Source organism: candidate division TA06 bacterium (genome assembly GCA_004376575.1).
Taxonomy (GTDB): domain Bacteria; phylum Hydrothermota; class DG-26; order E44-bin18; family E44-bin18; genus E44-bin18.
The window spans coordinates 1-20,404 of record SOJN01000148.1; the positions used below are offsets into that span (position 1 = coordinate 1).

Annotated in this window: 15 protein-coding genes; 11 read left to right on the forward strand and 4 right to left on the reverse strand. The window is 50.2% G+C overall.

The annotated features are described in order from the left end of the window. Positions 1–245 precede the first annotated feature (245 nt). The 10 genes from E3J62_12310 (at position 246) to E3J62_12355 (ending at position 14,558) form a co-directional block, all read left to right on the forward strand. Complete coding sequence (locus E3J62_12310) at positions 246–1,490, forward strand: 2-hydroxyacyl-CoA dehydratase (GenBank protein TET43729.1); 1,245 nt, start codon at positions 246–248, stop codon at positions 1,488–1,490. After that, positions 1,490–2,260, forward strand: coding sequence for an ATPase (locus E3J62_12315; protein TET43730.1), 771 nt, complete (start codon positions 1,490–1,492; stop codon positions 2,258–2,260). Before E3J62_12310 ends, E3J62_12315 begins: the two co-directional genes overlap by 1 nt. A gap of 2 nt (positions 2,261–2,262) precedes the next feature. After that, entirely contained in the window at positions 2,263–4,353 is a 2,091-nt protein-coding gene (locus tag E3J62_12320; GenBank protein ID TET43731.1) for a CoA-binding protein, read from the forward strand. Positions 4,354–4,385: 32 nt separating this feature from the next. Then, positions 4,386–5,951: a long-chain-fatty-acid--CoA ligase gene (locus tag E3J62_12325; GenBank protein ID TET43732.1), complete on the forward strand. Its 1,566-nt coding sequence runs from the start codon at positions 4,386–4,388 to the stop codon at positions 5,949–5,951. Further along, positions 5,948–7,555, forward strand: coding sequence for a long-chain fatty acid--CoA ligase (locus E3J62_12330; protein ID TET43733.1), 1,608 nt, complete (start codon positions 5,948–5,950; stop codon positions 7,553–7,555). Before E3J62_12325 ends, E3J62_12330 begins: the two co-directional genes overlap by 4 nt. A 218-nt stretch (positions 7,556–7,773) precedes the next feature. After that, on the forward strand, positions 7,774–8,913 hold the full coding sequence (oah, locus tag E3J62_12335; GenBank protein TET43734.1) for a 6-oxocyclohex-1-ene-1-carbonyl-CoA hydratase: 1,140 nt from the start codon (positions 7,774–7,776) through the stop codon (positions 8,911–8,913). Between the two features lie 62 nt (positions 8,914–8,975). Next, positions 8,976–10,220: a thiolase family protein gene (locus E3J62_12340; GenBank protein ID TET43735.1), complete on the forward strand. Its 1,245-nt coding sequence runs from the start codon at positions 8,976–8,978 to the stop codon at positions 10,218–10,220. 24 nt (positions 10,221–10,244) lie between these two features. Continuing rightward, the gene (locus E3J62_12345; GenBank protein TET43736.1) at positions 10,245–12,587 is read left to right on the forward strand and encodes a 3-hydroxyacyl-CoA dehydrogenase/enoyl-CoA hydratase family protein; all 2,343 of its coding nucleotides are present in this window, start codon (positions 10,245–10,247) and stop codon (positions 12,585–12,587) included. An 11-nt stretch (positions 12,588–12,598) separates the two neighbouring features. Next, positions 12,599–13,345, forward strand: coding sequence for a glucose 1-dehydrogenase (locus tag E3J62_12350; protein ID TET43737.1), 747 nt, complete (start codon positions 12,599–12,601; stop codon positions 13,343–13,345). Between the two features lie 31 nt (positions 13,346–13,376). Continuing rightward, the gene (locus tag E3J62_12355) at positions 13,377–14,558 is read left to right on the forward strand and encodes an acetyl-CoA C-acyltransferase (protein ID TET43778.1); all 1,182 of its coding nucleotides are present in this window, start codon (positions 13,377–13,379) and stop codon (positions 14,556–14,558) included. A 408-nt stretch (positions 14,559–14,966) separates the two neighbouring features. Here the strand turns inward: E3J62_12355 and E3J62_12360 are convergent, their stop codons facing one another. Next, positions 14,967–15,476, reverse strand: a complete 510-nt coding sequence (locus E3J62_12360) for a VOC family protein (GenBank protein ID TET43738.1) — start codon at positions 15,474–15,476, stop codon at positions 14,967–14,969. A 95-nt stretch (positions 15,477–15,571) separates the two neighbouring features. Next, positions 15,572–16,441 (reverse strand): class I SAM-dependent methyltransferase, encoded by an 870-nt coding sequence (locus tag E3J62_12365; protein TET43739.1) that lies wholly within the window; start codon positions 16,439–16,441, stop codon positions 15,572–15,574. 465 nt (positions 16,442–16,906) lie between these two features. On the opposite strand from E3J62_12365, the gene E3J62_12370 reads away from it, so the two are divergent. Beyond that, positions 16,907–18,250 carry an aminopeptidase gene (locus E3J62_12370; protein TET43740.1) on the forward strand — a complete coding sequence of 448 codons (1,344 nt, stop codon included), beginning with the start codon at positions 16,907–16,909 and terminating at the stop codon, positions 18,248–18,250. 44 nt (positions 18,251–18,294) lie between these two features. On the opposite strand, the gene rsgA is transcribed toward E3J62_12370, so the two are convergent. Together rsgA and E3J62_12380 are read right to left on the reverse strand one after the other, a co-directional pair. Next, positions 18,295–19,395, reverse strand: a complete 1,101-nt coding sequence (gene rsgA, locus E3J62_12375; protein ID TET43741.1) for a ribosome small subunit-dependent GTPase A — start codon at positions 19,393–19,395, stop codon at positions 18,295–18,297. After that, positions 19,259–20,068: a methyltransferase domain-containing protein gene (locus E3J62_12380; GenBank protein ID TET43742.1), complete on the reverse strand. Its 810-nt coding sequence runs from the start codon at positions 20,066–20,068 to the stop codon at positions 19,259–19,261. Before E3J62_12380 ends, rsgA begins: the two co-directional genes overlap by 137 nt. Positions 20,069–20,404 lie beyond the last annotated feature (336 nt).

Sequence of the window (20,404 nt, forward strand, 5' to 3'; positions counted from 1 at the left end):
CTCGTGTGCGGAAGACTTTTTGCCTTGACAAGGTGCCTTTTAATGGGTGCTTCGTCACCCTTCGATGAACTCGGGAGGCCGTGAAACGCCCGCTCGTAAAACGAGCCGGGCGGGCAGGCAATATCTTCGACAGTTCGGAGTTTGTAGTTTTGGGGAGTTCTCCAGGGGTTATTGACATGGCATTTTGTTTTTGTTAGTATCCATGTCTATCCGCAATTCACTAGGCTAATAAAGGGAAGGTAGAAATGGCCGAAGAGACTAAAGTGAAAAGAAAAAGGATCGCAGCGACAGGGATGATGAAAAAGATCATGGCAGACTATTTCTACGAGATGGACAAGGCTGTCAAAGCTGGAGCCCCGAAGGTCGCGTGGTGCACGAGCGTGGGGCCTGCCGAGCTCCTCCGGGCAATGGGTTTCCTCGTCCACTTTCCAGAAAACCACGGGGCAATGCTTGGAGCAACAAGGACAGCCAACGATTACATACCACTGGCAAACGCAATCGGCTATTCTCCTGATATATGTTCTTATCTTACCAGTGATGTTGGGGCTTATCTGAAGGGAGAAACACCTCTTTCTAAAGCATATCCTGGCATAGAAAACGTGCCCAAGCCGGATGTTCTTGTCTTCAACACCAACCAATGCAGGGATGTACAGGACTGGTTTGGCTGGTATTCAAGGGAGTTCAAAGTCCCCATCATGGGAATCAATACTCATAGAGGAGTAAGGGAAGTCACCAAGTCCCACATCGACAGTGTGGCGAGGCAGATAGCTTCTCTGGTCCCGGGGCTCGAAGAGATATCAGGAAACAAATTCGACCTGGAAAGACTTCAAGAAACTGTGGATCTCTCTCTTGAATGCAGCCAACTCTGGCGCCAGGTTCTGGAAACGGCTGCCAACATCCCATCTCCATTCACATTCTTCGACGGAACCATCCACATGGGTCCAGCAGTAGTACTGAGGGGAACAAAGACAGCTGTGGACTACTACAAGGCCCTTCTTGCAGAGCTGAATGACAGAGTCGATAAGGGAGTCGCGGCTGTGGAAGGTGAAAGGTACAGGCTTTACTGGGAGGGGATGCCGATCTGGGGTAGGCTGCGAGACCTCTCGGAGTTTTTCGCTCATCTGAAGGCCTCTGTGCTTGCATCCACCTACTGCAACTCCTGGATATTCGATGCATTTGACCCAAAGGAACCCTTCGGAAGCATGGCCAAAGCATACACACTCCTCTTCATTGTCCGCTCTGACGAAGAGAAAGAGAAGTACATAGAGGATATGGTCACGAAATTCAAGCTCGACGGCATAGTATTTCACGACTCCAAGACGTGTCCCAATAACACAAATAGTAGATATGGAATGCCGGAGAGGCTGCGGGAGAGTCTGGATGTCAACACTGTTACCATCTTTGGAGATCTGAACGACCTCCGCTGCTACTCGGAGGAACAATCAAAGACAAACATTGAAGCCTTCATCGAACAACTGGAGAGGAAATAATGGTCCTGGGAATCGATGTAGGAGCCTCCGCAACAAAAGGAATTCTTCTCAATCAGGACCGGCAGGTTGTGTCCTTCTATGTAAGAGATTCAGGCGTAGACTTCAAACAAGCAGCGGAAGATACCCGCATGAACTGTATGAGTACTGCGGGAATAGCTGAGGATGATATCAAATACACTATTGCCAGTGGGTATGGGAGAAGGAGTGTCTCTTTTGCAGACGATATCAAAACCGAAATATCCTGCCACGCCAGAGGAGGTTACTTCCACCATCCCAAAGCCTGTACAATCGTTGATATTGGGGGCCAGGACAGCAAAGTCATCAGAGTAGACGATGCAGGTAAGCCCATTTCCTTCAAGATGAACAGAAAGTGCGCGGCGGGCACAGGCGCATTCCTGGTGGAGACTGCTGCCAGGCTCTCAATTCACCTTGAGCAAATGGAAGGCCTCGCACGGGGAGCCCAGAAAGAGATAGAACTGGGATCATTCTGCACTGTCTTCACCAAGACAGAGATACTGGCCAGGATCTCTGAAGGAGCTTGCGCAGAAGACATAGCAAGAGGAGTATTTGGTTCGGTCATCAAGAGAATCATAGAGATGGATCCACTGACAGGAGATGTGGTGATGACCGGTGGAGTCATCGCACACAATCCTTTTCTTGGAGAGATGTTTGAGAAAAAACTGAACAGGAAACTGTTCGTCCCCGAAAAGCCGCAGTTTGCTGGAGCCCTTGGCGCAGCACTTTTCGCTCTTGAACAATCCGGAGGCTGAGTATGCTCGACTACCTCTTCAAACCAAAATCGGTTGCTGTCATCGGTGCATCGAACAGAAAACTGACCATCGGCTACAGGATACTCCAGAATCTTTCAGAATCGGGATACAAGGGGCAGGTGTATCCTGTCCATCCCAAGGAAGATAAGATTAGAAACCTCAAGGCTTACAGGTCCGTACTTGATGTTCCGGCTGAACTCGATGTCGCGCACATAGTCGTGAAAAGTTCTCTTGTGCAGACAGTGCTGGAAGAGTGCTGCAAGAAGAAGGTTAGATCAGTAATCATCAATACAGCAGGCTTCAGCGAGGTCGGTGAAGAGGGGAAAGAACTGGAGAGTAAGATAGTGGACATAGCCCGAAAAGGGAATGTTCGCGTCTTCGGCCCGAACTGCCAGGGAATCATGAATTCTGACCCGGATGTGAGGGCTTACTGCAACTTCACCTTCACAAGGATGAATCCGGGGACAATATCCATTGTCGCCCAGAGCGGTGGGGTTGGCGAGGTCATAAACCAAAGGCTCTACTCACTTGGTGAAGGGTTCAGGATGTATGCATCGACAGGAAATGCAGCAGACATAAGCATTCCCGAGATAATGAACTACTGGGCGAATGATGATGGAACAAAAGTGATAATAGTCCACGTAGAAAGCCTTGCGGATCCAAAGAAATTTATGGATATAGCAGCTGAGGTCGCAAGGAAGAAGCCTGTACTGGGAATGAAAACCGGAAGGACGGTCGAGGGTGCCAAAGCCGTCGTCTCGCACACTGGAAGGCTTATGGGGGAAGGAATGCCCATAGAGCTGATGTTTGAGAGATGCGGAATTGTCAGTTTCCGTGACCAGGATGAGCTGTGCCAGGCGGCAATTGCGTTTGCAAAGCAGCCTCTTCCGGAGGGAAACAGAGTTGCCATTGTTACCAATTCCGGTGGACCTGGAATTATAGCCACTGATGGATGCATTGAGGCCGGGCTGGAGCTTCCTACGTTGTCGCACGATACGCAGACTACACTTAAGGAGAATCTTTTCCCGGAGGCCACTGTAAGCAACCCTGTAGATGTTCTCGCTACGGCAACACCGGAGCACTATGGGCTCACCCTCAGAGAACTGATAAGAGATTCCAAGGTGGACTCAATACTGGTCAATTTTATCACACCTTTCTTTGTAGATTGCGAGGGTGTCGCACGCGAAATAGTGAAGGCCTCTGAGAAGAGAGAGAAACCCGTCATTGCCGTGATAATGACAGACAGAGAACAACAAGCAGAGACCTTACGAATCATCAGAAAAGGAAACATACCCACATACGACTTCGCTGAGATGGCCACAAAAACACTGCGGGCCATGGTGAGAATGTCTGATTATCATCAGAGAGCCAAGGAACCCTTTGAGCCATTTGGAGACGTAGACAAAAATGCTGCCCGTTCGCTGGTAACAACTGCCCTGAAAGAAAAGACAAACATACTTGGTGCGGAGCAGTGTGTGCAAATTCTCGATTTCTACCGGATACCACAGGCACCAGCACTGGTGGGAGCAAATTTGCACCAGTGTCTTTCGGCTGCAAGAGAGATTGGTTTCCCCGTTGCCCTGAAGGTCGATTCTGTGGACGTGATTCACAAAACCGAGGTCGGCGGCCTTTCTTTGAACATTGCCAATGAACAATGTCTGAAAAAAGAGTTTAATAATCTCCGCGGCAAATTCAGGAACTATAGTCCGCAATATCTTGTCCAGAAGTACCTGACAGGCGGAATAGAGGTGATTGCAGGGGCCAAAACAGTAGACGGCGTCGGCCACGTCGTAATGTTCGGCCTGGGTGGTGTCCTTGTGGAGGTCATGAAGGACGTAGTATTCCAGTTCGCACCACTCAATAGAACTGGAGCCCAAAGGATGATCAAATCTACAAAGGGTTATCCTGTTCTTAGAGGTTTCAGAGGCCGGGAAGGTGCAAACACAGAAAGGCTCATAGAGATATTGATGAGAGTGTCACAGCTCGTGACTGAAGTTCCAGAGATAGCCGAGCTCGATTTGAATCCCATAATCGCGTACAAAGACCCTTCCAGGACAGTCGCGGTAGACGTGCGGATCAAGATCTCTGGCTGAGAACCTACAGAAACCCTCTGGAGGATTTGGCAATGGGTGTACCCTGGCTCAATCTAGGCGAGATCCTCGTAGTGAATTCCAAAAAGTACAGAAACAAGCTGGCCCTCAAGGAAAGAGACAGAGCGTTCACGTTCGGGGAGCTGAACGTGAGGACCAACCAGCTCGCCAATGCATTGGTTTCAATGGGATTGAAAAAGGGCGAAAAGGTGTCATGCCTTCTGGAGAACTCCATCGAAATTGTCGAACTCTATCTTGCCGCTGCCAAAACGGGAATGGTGCTGAATCCTATCAACTTCAGACTGTCCCCTAACGATGTGGAATACATAGTGGGCGACTCTGACGCAAAGGCGATAGTAGCACACGAGGAGTTCACCCCCTGTATCGATGAGATCAGGGGGAATCTTCCAAACGTAAGAAACTTCGTCTCGGTAGGAGAAGAAACCCCTCCGGGATACGTAAACTACGAATCTCTGCTGGCTGAGTCCTCAGATGATGAGCCCAGGGCAAAGGTCAATCCTGAGGACAACTGGGTACTCCTCTACACCTCCGGGACTACAGGGAAGCCCAAGGGTGTTGTCCGTTCACACGAGTCCTATGTTGCGTTCTATTTGATAAATGCAATAGATTTCGGTTTCAGTGAACATGACGTCTGTCTTAACATAATGCCCCTATCCCACGTCAATTCTACCTTTTTCTCTTTCACCTTTACATACATCGGCGGAAGCCTCTATATCCATCCAGCCAGCCATTTTGACCCTGTTGAAATCCTGGAAATCATCCAGAGAGAAAAGATAACCTTCATATCTCTGATACCTACTCATTACAATCTCATTCTTAATGTGCCAGAAGAAGAGAGAAGGGAATACGATGTCAGTTCTATCAAGAAACTTCTTTGTTCCTCGGCTCCTGCCCGGAAAGAAATGAAGAAAGCAGTGATGGAGATGTTCAAGGGGGTGGAGCTGTACGAAGGATATGGATCCACTGAAGCAGGCATAGTCACAGTTCTCAAGCCTTATGAACAGATGACAAAACTCGGTTCGATTGGCAGAGAGTCGTGCGGTACGAGTATGATCAAGATTCTTGATGAGCAAGGCAACCCCGTTCCAGTGGGACAGGTCGGAGAACTTTACTCCAGGGGTCCAATGCTATTCGACAAATACCACAAACTTCCAGAAAAGACTGAAGAATCTTTCAGAGAAGGCTGGTTCACAGCAGGTGACATGGCAAAAGAAGATGAGGAAGGATACTTCTATATCGTCGATAGAAAAGACAACCTGGTAATCACGGGCGGGGAGCATGTCTATCCATCCGAGGTTGAGGAAGTGGTTGCGCGCCATCCGGCCGTTTTTGACGTGGCTGTAATCGGAGTTCCACACGAAAAATGGGGAGAAGCTGTCAAGGCAGTCGTAATCCTCAAGCATGGAAAGATGGCGACTGAACAGGAGATAATAAAGTTCTGTGTTGGAAAGATGGCCTCCTTTAAGAAACCGAAATCTGTCACATTTATTGAGCCAGAGGAAATGCCCAGAACCGGTACAGGAAAGATACTCCATCGGGAGTTGCGCAGGCGTTTCACAAAGAACAAGAATCAAGCGTGAAGCATCACAGATCTGCCCCTTCTGCCCACCGTTCTGTCCCTTCCGACCGGCCGTGGTTTCGACACTGGCCCAGCGGTGCACCCAAACACATCGATTATCCGCAAAAGCCCCTCCCATTTCTTTTGGAGGACACGGCAAGAAGAAGCCCTGACAGCATCGCCTTCAGTTCCGGCACAGATTCAATAGCCTTCTCAAAACTTTCGCAGAAATCGGACGCATTCGCCTCCGGGCTTCATTCAATCAACATACGCAAGGGCGACCGTGTACTTCTTCTTCTACCAAATATTATTGAGTTCGTTATCAGCTTCTATGGGACGCTTAAATCAGGTGCAGCCGTCGTGTCGCTTCATCACCTTGTAAGGGAGGCTGAACTTTCAAAAGCCCTTGAAGAGAGTGAACCAAAGGCAGCAGTCATCCTGAGCAGCCTCTCCCCCGCTGAACGTGAGGTTCTGAATAAGTCCAGGGTGAGAGTCATAGAAGTTGGTGAACTGGCTGCAAGCAAATCGATCAGTTTTGGTCAATTCGTCTCGAAACGGAGAGCGTACCCACACGTATCTGTTAGCGCTGATGACCCTGCCGTAATTCAATACACGGGCGCTACAACCGGCGCACCAAAACCAGCAGTCATGTCACATTTCAACCTTCTCGCCAATGCAGTGCAAAATGCAACCTGGTTTGGGTGGGATGAGAATGAAAAGGTTCTGGGAATTCTGCCGCTTTGCCATACATGGGGATGCTCGTGCTGTATGAATTCCCCAATATACACAGGAGCAAAAACCATTTTTGTGGGAAGATTTGATCCTGAGGTTGTTCTCCAGACCATCGAAGCTGAACATGCAACCGTTCTCTACGGATCAGCGACTATGTTCTCAGTGTTGTTGAATAGCCCCGGGATTGAAAGGTTCAACCTTTCCAGTCTCAAATGGGTGAAGGCAGGAGCCATGCCAATTCCTGTTGAACTCAAAAGGAAGTGGGATGAGAAGACAGGAATACCGCTGGTGCTAGGGTATGGCCTGACTGAGGCTTCCCCTGAGACCCACGACAGTCCTCCAAACAGAATCAGAGAGGGGACGATCGGAATTCCAATCATAGATACGGACGCGAAGATAGTCGATCTGGAGACGGAAAATGAATTAGAGCCCGGGAAACCAGGTGAACTGCTGATTCGAGGGCCTCAGGTTACAGAGCTTGGATACCTGAACGATGAGGAAGAGACAGAACGTGCACTCCGAGGAGGCTGGCTTCATACCGGAGACATAGGAATAATGGACGCGGAAGGTTATTTTACCCTTGTGGACAGGAAGAAGGACATAATCAAATACAAAGGCTACACCATATATCCTGTAGAACTGGAAGATCTGCTCTATGGACACCCCGCAGTAAGAGAGTGCGCCGTGGTCGCAAAGAAACACTCTGAGTTTGGGGAGGTCCCCAAGGCATTCATCGTGTGCAAAGAGGATTCAGCGTTAACGGAAGAAGACGTAATTGAATTCTGTGAGAAGAGAGTTGCTCCATACAAAAAGATAAGAGAAGTCGAGTTTATTGAGTGTTTGCCCAAGACGCCGGTGGGCAAAGTTTTGAGAAGAAAGCTGAGAGACAAATGATGAATCACAAACTACGAATTACTAATTGCAAAAGTGTAAGAGGATCGATTTACGAATCCCGTCGCGTTTTTCGGCGTGGGGGTTTCCTTCCTTTCCCTCTTGACAACATTTTTGTGTCAAGTTATGATAACAGTCCGCTCTCTTTATCTTCGATGGTTTCCCTAAGTGTTTGGTGCTGTTGGCTTTAAGCCGCCAAACTAAAGCACAGGAGGAAGAAAATGTCACTTGATTGGCTGCCCAGGGACGATGAAGTGAAGAACCACGCGCTTTGGGGCAAAGAACATTTCGGCACAGAGCCCCCCTGCGTGATTTATGAAAAGAGACCTGTCATAGATTCAGATGGAAATGAAGTCAAAGGGCTCTATTCTGCATGGGTCATTCTGAACAATCCTAAACAGTACAACTCATACACTACTGAAATGGTCAAGGGAGTGATAGCAGGTTTCCAAAACGCCTCACTCGATAGGAGCGTTGTCTCTGTGGTCTTCACCGCCGTGGGTGATAGAGCATTCTGCACTGGCGGAAACACCAAAGAGTATGCTGAATACTACAGCAAACGGCCCAATGAATACGGGGAGTACATGGACCTGTTCAACCAGATGGTGGATGCTATCCTCATGTGCAAGAAGCCTACCATATGCCGGGTGAATGGGATGAGAATTGCTGGTGGCCAGGAGATAGGAATGGCCTGTGACATAGCCATTGCGGCTGACACTGCAACCTTCGGGCAGGCGGGACCGAGACATGGGTCTGCCCCTGACGGGGGCTCAAGCGACTTCCTTCCGTGGTACTTGAGCATAGAAGACGCACTGTGGAACTGCGTATCATGCGAGATATGGAGTGCGTACAAGATGAAAAGGCTTGGTCTCATTACCAGAGTGGTCCCTGTCATAAAGGACGGAGAAAAGTGGATAAGAAACCCGATGGTAATCACAGGCAAATACGTGGAGGACGGGGAAATCGTTTATGGAGAGCTGGTTAAAGGAGAAGAACTGAAGAAAGCAAAGGAATTCTTGAAGGGAGGCAAGAAAGATTTTGGACTCCTGGACGCGGCAGTTAATGAAGTCATCTGGAAATTTGTCAACCTGATGCCTGGATGTCTGATAAAATCAATAGATGGTGTCCGAATGAAGAAGAAATTCTTCTGGGACGTGGCCAAACTGGCAAACAGACACTGGCTTGCAGCAAACATGTCCACGGAAGCGTTCCTTGGTTTCCACGCGTTCAATACTAAGAAGATAACCGGCAAAGACGTGATTGACTTTGTGAAGTATCGTCAGTTGATTGCCGAGGGACACGTGTTCGATGATTCACTTGCTGAGGAGGTATTCGGGAAGCCGAAACCAGAAGCTGAGTGAGAACGACTCTCACAAAACCTTCATCCAAACAACCCCAGATTGGGAAAGGAGTAATCGAGGAAATGAAGAAAAAGGAAATCTTCTGGATTCCCAAGAAAATCGACGGCGGCGGTCCCGCCCTCATGAAGAAGATGAAGAAGAAGATTGTCTTTCTTTCCGCCACGCGCACACCCTTTGGAGAGGTGAATGGCTCCCTGAAGACGTTCACTCCTATTGAGCTGGGGGCGCTGGCAGCGAGAAGCGCCATTGAAAAAGCGGGACTGAAGGGACGTGAACATCTGATAGATGAATCAATCTTCGGGAACGCCCAACACACAAGCATCGACTCGCACTACGGTGGAAGACACGTTGCCCTCCGCGCGGGTCTACCTTATGATAAGCCCGGACTCACGGTCAATCGGATATGTTTCTCAGGCGGAGAGGCTGTCATACAGGGTGCAAAACAGATTATTCTTGGCGAAGCAGAAATCGTTCTTGCTGGGGGGTATGAAAGCAGCAGTCAGGCACCCAGTCTGCAATATGGCGCCTCACTGGGCTTCCCGTACATGGCCGGGGCAAGAGTATACCACTTGTTCAAAGACGGTCTTCAGGATACATACATTAACATGGATATGATGGCGACTGCTGAGAGATTAGCAAAGCTGTATGGCGTGACGCGAAAAGATGCTGATGAATTCGCCTACTCTTCCCAGATGAAAGCGAAGGACGCAATAGAGAAAGGGAGACTGGCCAAAGAGATAACGCCCGTGGTCATAAAGACCAGGAGGGGCGAGCATGTCGTCTCAGAAGATGGACACACAAGGCCCGAAGTCACGCTCAAAACACTCGCCGGGCTCAGGAATGTGAAGCCCGGGGGAATTCAGACTGCCGGCAACTCAAGCGGAATCGTTGATGGCGGCGCTGCCATAATAGTTGCCTCGAGTGAAAAGGCAAAGAAACTGGGGCTCCAACCGATAGGCGAGATTATCTCCTGGGGGACTGCGGCTGTTGATCCATATTACATGGGTATCGGTCCGGTGCCATCAAGCACAATTGCTCTGAAACGTGCAGGCATGACCTGGAAGAATATTGACCATATAGAGATCAATGAGGCATTTGCCGGCCAGTATCTGGCCGTAGAGCGTGAACTGAAATTGGACAGAGGCAAGGTGAACCTGAATGGCGGTGCGATTGCACTTGGCCATCCGCTTGGAGCAACCGGCACCAGACTCATTACTGCACTTATAACACTTGGGGGCGTCGGCCTGGCATCTGCATGCATAGGTGGCGGCCAGGGCGGAGCAATGATTCTGAAAAGTTACCTCTAGCGCCCGTTGAAAGGAGCACTAAAGATGGACAAAGGACTTGCATACAAAGCTGGGAAGAAATCAAAAGGTTGGAGTGATGTGGAGATCCTGGTGATCGGGGCAGGCACAATGGGTTCAAGCATAGCCCAGGCATATGCTCAGAACGGGTTCAACGTGGGCCTTCTGGACATATCTGGTGAAATCTTGGACAAGGGATTCGATACGATCCAAGCTGAGCTTGACAATGCGAAAGGACGTATATTCTCCCCAGAACAGGTGGAAGATATCAAGAGCAGGATACTGGGAACGACCAGTTACCCGAAGGCCTGCAAGGGGAAAAATCTTAAACTGGTCATTGAAACAGCCACTGAAAACATAGATATCAAGAAGAAGATCTTCTCCCAATTGGACAGGTTGTGCCGGCCTCACGTCGTTTTTGCAACCAATTCCTCTTCTCTTGACGTAAACCTGCTGGCACGATCGACAAAACGGCCAGACAAGGTTGTGTGGATGCATTATTTCTACCTACCGCACAAGAACAGAGCTGGAGAGTATGCCGGTACGGACACTGCAAGCAAGAAAACCATCGCACTGGCAGCCAAATACATGAAGCTCGGTGGAAAGGTGGCAACACCAATCCTGAGCAGCAGAAAGGGTGGTGCAGCAGACATTATATTCGTGTCTTTACTGCATGAAGCCGCACTGATGAGAGACGAAGGGTATGATATTGCAACCATTGAGGCTGCGGGAAAGAGAGCCTTCAGCATGCCAATGGGATTTCTGCAACTCATGGACGTGACCGGCGTGGCTGTTGGAATCTACGCCATGGAGTCTTTCTCAGATGATTCCAACAGAAATGATCCTGTCTACAAGGTTTATGGAGACTTTTTCTGGCCACCTGAATCATGCAGGGAGCTTATGCGGAGGTACAACAAGGCCGCGGACAAGTCCAGGGTGAGATGGGTCTCCAAAGATGACCTGGAAGCAAAACCCAAAGACGAAAAGACCGTGCAAATGCTGACTGAAAGATTCTTGGCCATCGGTTTCGTCACTGCCACTGAAGTGGTTGACGCAGGGGTCATAGAAATGGAAGATGTGGACAGGCTCGCGGAGAATGCCTTCCTCTGGAGCGAGGGGCCTTTCGCCATAATGAATAGAATCGGAATCAAGAATGCGAGCAGTATGGTTCAGGCAAGAGCTTCGCATGCGAAAAAGCAGCATAGAAGTTTCCCCATGCCAAAACTTCTGAAGACTCAGGCACAGAAGGGGAAACCATGGTCGATCACCATGAGTCCGGTGCTGTACAATGAGGAGATGGGCGGCAAGGTCGCCAGAATAACAATCTCTAATCCGAAGGCTGCTAATGCCCTCGATAACCGGGTTTTCGAGGAGCTGAGGAGCGCTTTCAAAAAAGCGAACAGTGACCAAAAAGTGAAGGTGATAATCTTCGATTCCGCCCCAATCAAGACTTTTATAGCGGGTGCCAACGTACCCGACTTCGTGAAGAACATGAAGGCCGGACGGTTTGAAAAGATACGTGATGATACTGCAATGTGGCAAGATGTTCTTTTCGACTCTATGACTGGGAAGGGCAAACCGAAGATCGCGATCGTGGATGGGCTCACCCTTGGCGGAGGGGTCGAAACTGCCCTTTCTTTTGCATTAGACCCCGACTCAGTTGTCATTGCAACTGACAGGACGTCTTATACCCTACCCGAGACAAAGCTTGGAATCTTCCCCGGGCTACGCGGGACTCTGGTGCTCCCTCAAATTATTTACAACAAGACCAAGGATTCTGAGCTGGCAGTGGCCATGGCAAGGTACTATATCCTCGCAGGTGGCACGTCCACATCTTCCCCCAGGCTTCTCAAATACCTGGGATTTGCGGATTTGATAGTCCCCGCACATGAGAGAGACGACGCTGCAGCAGAAGTTGCGGATGCAATAATCAAGAACAAAGGGAAACCCCTCAGTACGAAACAATTGAAAAGTCTCAAGATTAACGAGCTACCATCTGAGTTGAGCCTCGAAGAAAGGGAGGAGCTGCGGACGATGAAAGAGCTCTTCCTGACGCAGGATTTGATACCGGCTCTCTACGCTTATGGGCGAGGTGACAGAGAGCTCTTCTTTGTCGGAGAAGCTCGCTCGTACGCACGGAGGATTGCGCGGAGGGTGGCAAACAACTCTCCTAATGCGGTGTGGATTTCTAATTGGCTGATAAGCAAGGGGTTTGAGGACTTCCTGAAAGGAGTGGACACCAAGACGATCGCAGAGAGGGAGCTGAATGACTATCTGGTGCCGACATTCATGCACCCCGATGCTATGGTGGGATTGACTTCACTCCTGGAGCGTAAGTTCCCTGAGTTTCCACGGAGATATCCATTTTAAGGGGGAAAATCATGAAGGACCTGAAGGGGAAATCAGCTATTGTCACAGGTGGTAGCTTGGGTATAGGGACTGCGATAGCGCTGGATCTTGCGGCCAATGGTGTTAATATCGCTATCAACTACAGAAAGCACGCAGACGAAGCCAACGCCGTAGTCGAAAAGGCAAAAGGGATGGGTGTGAAGGCGTTGGCCGTGAAGGCCGATGTATCCAATTTTCAGGATGCTCAGAACATGGTTGACACGGTCGTCAAGGAGTTCGGGTCGCTGGACATACTGATCAACAATGCAGGAGTCAACTGGGATGGTGTCATCTGGAAGATGAGCGAAGAACAATGGGATACAGTGATAGGTATCGACCTGAAAGGTTGCTTCAACTACATAAGAGCAGTCTCCCCCATATTCAGGGAGCAGAAGCACGGGAAGATCGTCAACATAACCTCCATAAATGCGCTGAGGGGCAAGTTCGGGCAGAGCAATTATTCGGCTGCCAAGGCAGGTGTCATTGGCCTGACAAAGACAGCTGCAAAGGAACTCGGCAAATACAGCATCAATGTCAACTCCGTAGCTCCAGGACTGATAGAGACAGAGATGATAAAGAAGATGCCAGATGATGCGAAACAGGTGTCCATCAATGAAACGACTTTCAAAAGGCTGGGCACGCCGGAGGATGTAGCTCACGTGGTCGCATTTCTGTGCAGCGACCTTTCCAGGCACGTGACTGGCGAAGTCATAAAAGTAGACGGCGGGCAATATATCTGAAAAACAGATGTGCAGGAGGATAGCAATGGAACTGAGGGACGTAGTAATAGTGAGCGCTTGTAGAGCTCCGATGGGAAGGTTCGGAGGGACTTTGAAGAATATGGCTGCCTACGACGTAGGAGCTGTGGCGGTGAAGGAAGCACTCAAGAGAGCAAAGCTGAAGGGCGAACAGGTGGACGACGTCTTGCTCGGCTCTTGCAGACAAGCAGGAAATGGACCCAACCCTGCAAGAACTGCCGCGGTCAGAGGTGGAGTCCCCGCACAGGTACCTGTGATGACACTCAACATGGCGTGTCCCTCGGGCATGAGAGCGCTCGCGCAGGCCAGCCAGGCAATAAGGCTGGGAGACGCGAGCACAATCCTTGTCGGTGGATTTGACTCTATGAGCACCATCCCCTATCTTCTGAAAGACGTGAGGTGGGCCGGGTTCAAGATGGGTGACAAAACACTTCTCGATGGTTGGGCAGACTCTATAGATCCCCTCTGCGGGTTCGGAATGGGGATGACCGCGGAAAACGTTGCTGAGAAATACAAGATCACACGCGAAGAGCAGGACAAGTTTGCCTATGAAAGCCATATGAAGGCGGCGAAAGCGCAGGACGAGGGATGGTTTAATGAAGAGATCGTGTCAATCGAGGTTCCTCAGAGAAAGGGTGATCCCATCATCTTCGATAAGGACGAAACGATCAGGCGCGATACTTCGCTGGAGAAACTGGCCAAGCTTCGTGCTGTGTTCAAGAAGGACGGGTGCGTCACTGCCGGGAATGCGTGCGCAATGTCAGACGGTGCGGCAGCTATGATTGTTATGTCGCGGCCGAAAGCAAAGGAACTTGGTCTCAAGCCGCTCTTTTCGATCGTTTCCTATGCGCAGACTGCTGTGGAACCAGAAACCATGGGAGAAGGGCCGGGGTTTGTCATCCCTATGGCACTCGAGCGGGCAGGGATGGAGCTAGGAGACATGGATCTCATAGAGGTGAACGAAGCCTTTGCCGTTCAGATTCTGGCCAATGAAAAGAAACTCAACTGGGACCGCACCAAGCTGAACGTTCATGGTGGAGCGATAGCCCTTGGTCACCCGACTGGGATAAGTGGTGCACGGATCATTGTTACTCTATATCATGCGCTGAAGCAGAGAAACAAGGAGCACGGCATCGCGGCAATCTGCGGAGGCGGCGGCGTCACCATGGCCACTGTGATCCGCAGAGAAAACTGATTTGAATTCCTTCGACACAAGAACCAGGGCCTGTCTTCTGCGAGGGGCCTTCTCATTTCCTTCATCATTGACCCAGATTGCTTCGCTATCGCTGACCCTTGTCCTCCCTCGGCTCACGCCGATGAAGGACCAAACATGCCTCGTCTTTTCTCTGGAAAAGCCGGACCTTTTTGGCTCGCAATGACAATTGTCTTTCGGTACGAATGGAGCGTGGGCGCGGAAGCCGCGCCCCTACTTGCCTTGCGGGAAGTTACGAAGAACAAAAGAAGAGCTTGTCGTTGCGAGACCTGGGCCAACCAGGCCGAAGCAATCTGGCACAAGCAGATCCTTCGACTCCGTCCTTCGGACTCTACTCAGGACGAAAAATGACTCATGCCATCAAGCGATGGCATGGCCCTTTTTCGTTTTCTATTTTCCGGCGGCGGTGGGGCTGGGTTGTGTACCGGGCCATTCAGTCGATGCCGGTTTCTCCTTCGGTTGAGTGTACAGTTCCACCGTATTCCCCATTGGGTCCATCACGCTGAAACCCCAATAACTATCCTGTCGCCATTCGGGCTTATCCTTGAAAGTCCTTACATCTGCAGAGTTCAGTCGATCGACCACCCCGGCAAACATTTCTTCGGGGATATGTATGCCCCACGAGGTCATCTCAAGCGTTCCACCCTCGTAGCCGGGCTGCACTGTCCACTCTTCGAGCACCGGGAGCTTCTTGTCTGCACGGAAGAACATCATTTCGAATCCTTCACTCTTGTAGACAAGCCAACCCCATTTCTTCTCATTCCGGAATGATCCCTGCTTCAGGCCTATCAGATCTGTGTAGAAGTGACGCATGCTCTGCACATCATTGCACATATTAAAGATGAAACGGATGTTGATATCAGGCTTTCTAGTTGCCTTTTTTTCTTCCGCGTTCTCCATAGTACCTCCTGCCCCAAGAAGATGAAAACCATACTCCTTTCTGGCCAGGTTGCCTGAAACAAGGAGCTTCTATTGCAGAATGTGTTGGCCCCAAATCACTCCTTTCTTGCCCAAAAGATAGCGCGAACACCTTTTCCGGTATACGGATTGCCCCGTCTGTCCCCAAAGACTTCCAGGACCCGGAAATTGTGGTTTTTCAACCAGCCTTCAACCTCATCAGCAGTCACAGGATGTTTGCGACCGAGATGCTCGACACTGTTTTCCGTGCCGTCTGGATCTCGTGTGTACCAGGTGCGTTTCACGTGGAGAATTCTCTGTCCCCCGTAAAATTTCACCCACTCTACGGTCCACCTGCCCAGAGTGCCGTCTTTGCCTGTGCCCTCGAATATGACCAGCTCTTTTCCAAATGGCCCCTCCCCCCAATCTCCTTTGTAGTCGTTGTTGTCAATGTACAGTCGTCCGCCAACCACGAGCACTTCATATGCCAGCTGGATGCATCTTTCTTGAGTCTGTGCTGAGGGCAGTTCATAAAAAGCGTTACCGCCCATGATCACCAGATCATATCCAGAACCCCATTGACCGTCCAAAACGTCCTGCACCCTTAGCTTAACTCTGCCCTCCGCATTTGAACCGAGCCTGGAGACCTTCGCCACTGCCCGGGCATTCATAGCCGGGGCTATTTCTATGCCTGTCATTGTGTGGCCGTCCCGGGCTAAAGGCACCACAATTCGCCCTGTCCCGCTGAAGCATTCGAGGATGTTCAAAGGCTTGGACTTGCCGATAAGAGTACGGATCAACTCAATATCGTCTGTGTATGTCTCTGAGCGATCGTACAACTCAGCAAGTAGAGGTTGGTCGTAATTGGCTGAGTATCTGTGTTCTTCCATGGTCCTCACGAATCGAACAAAATGACCTTCTGACAAGTATATACGAATTCTCTGCCGTATGACAACTCGAAAAGACATCCCCGATCCTGCATTTGCAGGGGAAAAACCTTTTAGATTGGATTGGAGCAGGCTGTTCAGCTTCTTGAACTGCGACGTAATCACATGAGATCAGTGTGACTGCCATGGCTGAGAACCGAACCGCTACCTTTTCTCTTCCCGCCCGGGCCGTTTAACGGCCGCTCGTTTCACGGACCCCCTTGCCAAGGGGGAAGCCTGCCTGGGTCGTTCCACGGGGTATTTTTCGTCCTGTTTAGTCTTTGTTAGAGGTCACAAGCGAAGCGCAGTGAGCTCGTTACAAAGAGTTAATCCCGAAAGGAGTCGAGGGGAGCAAAGCCGAAGGAGAAGAGAAGGAGAGGGATGTGCAGAAATCTGAGGTACGCATAGAAGCCAGGTCTGCAGATTTCTCAATCTTATGCCTTGTTCAGAACCGGTTTTCTGTTAATATTGTCGGTGTTCTATGCCATTTCAGAAAGGAGATGTAATATGGACAAAGCTGTCAGTAAAGATGATATATCGCGTTTTTCGGAGGTCTTTGACGCGGATCCCAAGAACGTCCTTGCGTTGAATGCTGTTGCCAAGAGCGGAATCGGTGCCGTGGCATTGAACAGAGAAGTCGTGAATCGAGTTCACCACACATATTCGCATCTGATAGAAACACCTGAAGTTACGAACCAAAAGAAGAGTGGCAGGTGTTGGCTGTTTGCGGGGCTGAATGCATTTCGCCTCACTGCTACGAAGAAACTGAACCTGGAGAAGTTTGAACTCTCACAAGCCTATCTGATGTTCTGGGACAAGCTCGAAAAAGCGAACTTCTTTCTTGAAAACATCATTAAGACGCGCGATGAACCACTCGACGGAAGGCTGGTGATGTGGCTACTGGCAAACGCCCTTCCGGATGGCGGTCAGTGGGACATGTTTGTGAACCTCATAAAGAAATATGGCGTGGTCCCCAAGTTTGCAATGCCCGAAACAGAAAGCAGCAGTCAATCGGGCCCCATGAATGCTGTTCTTGTCGCCAAACTGCGTGAGTACGCGCAGGTCCTACGGAATATGCACGCGGATGCTGCCTCCACAGATGAAATGCGGTCAAAGAAAGGCGAGCAGATGACAGAGTTCTACAAGATGCTTACTATCCATCTTGGTAGGCCGCCGCAAAGCTTCTTGTGGGAATGGCGGGATAAGGACAAGGAGTTCCACAGACACGGCAACATCACACCACAGAAGTTCTTTGAGGAATTCGTGGGCTCCGACACGGACGACATGGTTTGCCTGATAAACGCTCCAACAAAAGACAAACCATATGACAAACTTTACACGGTGCAGTATTTAGGCAATGTAGCAGGTGGAGAAATTGTCCGCTATCTTAATGTCCCAATGGAAGTACTCAAGAAGGCTACTGCTGCCATGATTGCTGATGATAGAGCCGTCTGGTTCGGCTGTGATGTCGGAAAGATGATGGAACGCAAGATGGGTATCCTCGACAACGAGCTGTACGACTATGAGCTTGTCTTTGGTTCTCAGTTCAAATTGGACAAAGCGGGTAGGTTGGATTACGGCCACAGCAAGATGACTCACGCGATGGTGCTCACGGGGGTCGATCTTGACGACACCGGCAAGCCAATCAAATGGCGCGTTGAAAACAGCTGGGGGAAGAAAATCGGCGACAAGGGTTATTTTGTAATGGCCGACAACTGGTTTAATGAATTCCTCTATGAGGTAACAGTAAGCAAGAAATACCTGACTCCAAAACTGCTGGAAGTACTCGATACCGAGCCAGTTGTGCTCCCTCCGTGGGACCCGATGGGAGCGCTTGCCAGAAATGAATAAGCAAAATCAAAACACAGAGTGGTGCTAGGTAGGCAGGTGTCGAGCTATCGCCTCATACGCACATAGCTCTCATACCTCCGCTCAGCTATGTCTCCTGTTTTCACGGCCTCTTTCACTGCACACCCTGGCTCATGTGTGTGACTGCAGTCAAGACCAAATCGACATTGTCCTATGTAGGGCCGCATCTCGCGAAACAGATTGGCCATATGCTCGTCATCGATATTCCACAGACCCAGCTCTCTCATTCCCGGCGTATCAACAACACTGCCCCCGAAGTCCAGCTCAAACATCTCAAGATGACTCGTTGTATGCTTCCCCTTCCTTGTAGCTTCGCTCACCTCCTTCACGCGAAGGTCAAGGCCTGGCTGGATTGCGTTAAGCAATGTCGTCTTGCCTACGCCGGACTTGCCGAGGAAGACAGATACACGACCCTTCAAAGCCTCCTTAGCTTCCTCCAGGCCCAGGCCAGTAACCGCACTGGTCCTGACGACTGGATAGCCTATGTCTTCGTAGACAGAGAGTTCCTCCTCGACCTCTTCCCCCTTTGCCAAATCCATTTTCGTCATACAGATGAGTACCGGAACCTCAGCCGCTTCCGCGTCTGTCAGGTAACGATCCAAGAGCCGCCACTTCGGCTTGGGACGAGCAACTGAAAAGACCGGCACAACCTGGTCTATGTTTACGACAATGACTTGTTCGCGGAGCTTGCGTCCAGCAGCCCGACGACTCAATTTCGTTTCCCTGTGCTGGACCTCAGTTATCAAGCCAGATCCATCACCTGCATCAAGGAAGCTGACTATGTCCCCGACTGCAATTGGATCGACGGTCCTGATGTCCTTTACTGACACAACATGGGGTCGAATAGAGCTGGGGTCAGCAACCGGATAGATGAGACGCTTCCGTAACTTACTTGAGATGGAGCATGCCACAGTCCGGCCATCCGCCTTCACAAAATACTGGCCCAGGCTCTTCTTGAATACTCTTCCAGATTTCATATCTCCTGTATGGCTATTGTCCATTCTTTTTGCTCTCCTTTCTATGTGCAACCATGCGCACAAAGCCAATGTACTGACCACGATCAGCCTCCAGAACCTCCACATCGGATGGAAACTTCTTGGTGCCGGTGGCATGGATCGCCTTCTCATGCTGGAGCCAGACCTTCCAGCCATCTGGCATTGTGTCCACGAGCTCCACCTGCACCAAGCCAGTCTGCTCCCATAGCCGACGCCACCACGTTGTCGTGTGGAAGCTGAAGCACTCACTAGGGTCCCAGAAAACACCTCCACTCTTCTGTTTCTTCGTCAAGTATTCTGGTAGAGTGTCACTTTCAAAATCGCGCATCAATCCAGGGACCATGATGCCGATCTGTCTCCCGGTCCTGACAAACCTGACGAAATACTTGAGATAGAGATCGTCAGTGCCATAGTAGTGGTAGGAATCGATGCAGACAATCGCATCAAAGAACTCTTCAGCGTACGGGAGTGAGTGAGCTTCGGCATGGATTGGAAAGACCTGATCCTCAAGCCCCGCATCGCGAATCCGCTTCCAATTGTCTGCAGCCTCGATCCAGAGGTCGGTCGCCCATACCTGAACGCCAAACTCTCTCGCCAGAAAAATCGAACTCAGAGCTTTCCCGCAACCCATATCCAGCACTCGCATGCCAGGCTTCAATTCCATGTCACTGCACAGCCACTCAGCAAGCCAGAGTGAACTTGGCCCCATTTGATTCTCCAACACCCATTCAGCATCGTACTTCGAAGACATTGGGAACTGCTCAAGCTTCAGCATTGACGCCAGATCTCCTTTGCTTGGACTCATTTTGTTTCTCTCCTTTCTGTAGATTGAAAGGGCCGCGAAATCCTTCTCCCGCGGCACATCAGACACTCCATCTGGTCAAATAAAAAACCGCGGACGTTCGTCACGCCTGCGGCTTGGGTATAAAAGAAACGGCCGCCTCTTCCGGGGCGGTCGCCAGCTTTCAATCAAGAAAACAAACTAACAGCCAATACTCCCGGGGCGTGACAACACCAGAATCTCTATTCTCGCATGCATAAGTCACGCCTCCTTTCCAAACGGACCAACAGAACAACTACCGAAACGCCAAAAATATACACCCTCTCCTCAAAATGTCAAGCGGAAACTCCTGGACTCGGG

Excerpts from the sequence above, each read along its gene's own strand:
- E3J62_12310 (TET43729.1), top strand. The coding sequence starts at position 246 with ATGGCCGAAGAGACTAAAGTGAAAAGAAAAAGGATCGCAGCGACAGGG.
- E3J62_12315 (TET43730.1), top strand. The coding sequence starts at position 1,490 with ATGGTCCTGGGAATCGATGTAGGAGCCTCCGCAACAAAAGGAATTCTT.
- E3J62_12325 (TET43732.1), top strand. The coding sequence starts at position 4,386 with ATGGGTGTACCCTGGCTCAATCTAGGCGAGATCCTCGTAGTGAATTCC.
- E3J62_12380 (TET43742.1), bottom strand. The coding sequence starts at position 20,068 with ATGAGTCCAAGCAAAGGAGATCTGGCGTCAATGCTGAAGCTTGAGCAG.
- E3J62_12350 (TET43737.1), top strand. The coding sequence starts at position 12,599 with ATGAAGGACCTGAAGGGGAAATCAGCTATTGTCACAGGTGGTAGCTTG.
- oah (TET43734.1), top strand. The coding sequence starts at position 7,774 with ATGTCACTTGATTGGCTGCCCAGGGACGATGAAGTGAAGAACCACGCG.
- E3J62_12345 (TET43736.1), top strand. The coding sequence starts at position 10,245 with ATGGACAAAGGACTTGCATACAAAGCTGGGAAGAAATCAAAAGGTTGG.
- E3J62_12320 (TET43731.1), top strand. The coding sequence starts at position 2,263 with ATGCTCGACTACCTCTTCAAACCAAAATCGGTTGCTGTCATCGGTGCA.
- E3J62_12340 (TET43735.1), top strand. The coding sequence starts at position 8,976 with ATGAAGAAAAAGGAAATCTTCTGGATTCCCAAGAAAATCGACGGCGGC.
- E3J62_12370 (TET43740.1), top strand. The coding sequence starts at position 16,907 with ATGGACAAAGCTGTCAGTAAAGATGATATATCGCGTTTTTCGGAGGTC.
- E3J62_12365 (TET43739.1), bottom strand. The coding sequence starts at position 16,441 with ATGTCTTTTCGAGTTGTCATACGGCAGAGAATTCGTATATACTTGTCA.
- rsgA (TET43741.1), bottom strand. The coding sequence starts at position 19,395 with ATGAGAAGGCGATCCATGCCACCGGCACCAAGAAGTTTCCATCCGATG.
- E3J62_12360 (TET43738.1), bottom strand. The coding sequence starts at position 15,476 with ATGGAGAACGCGGAAGAAAAAAAGGCAACTAGAAAGCCTGATATCAAC.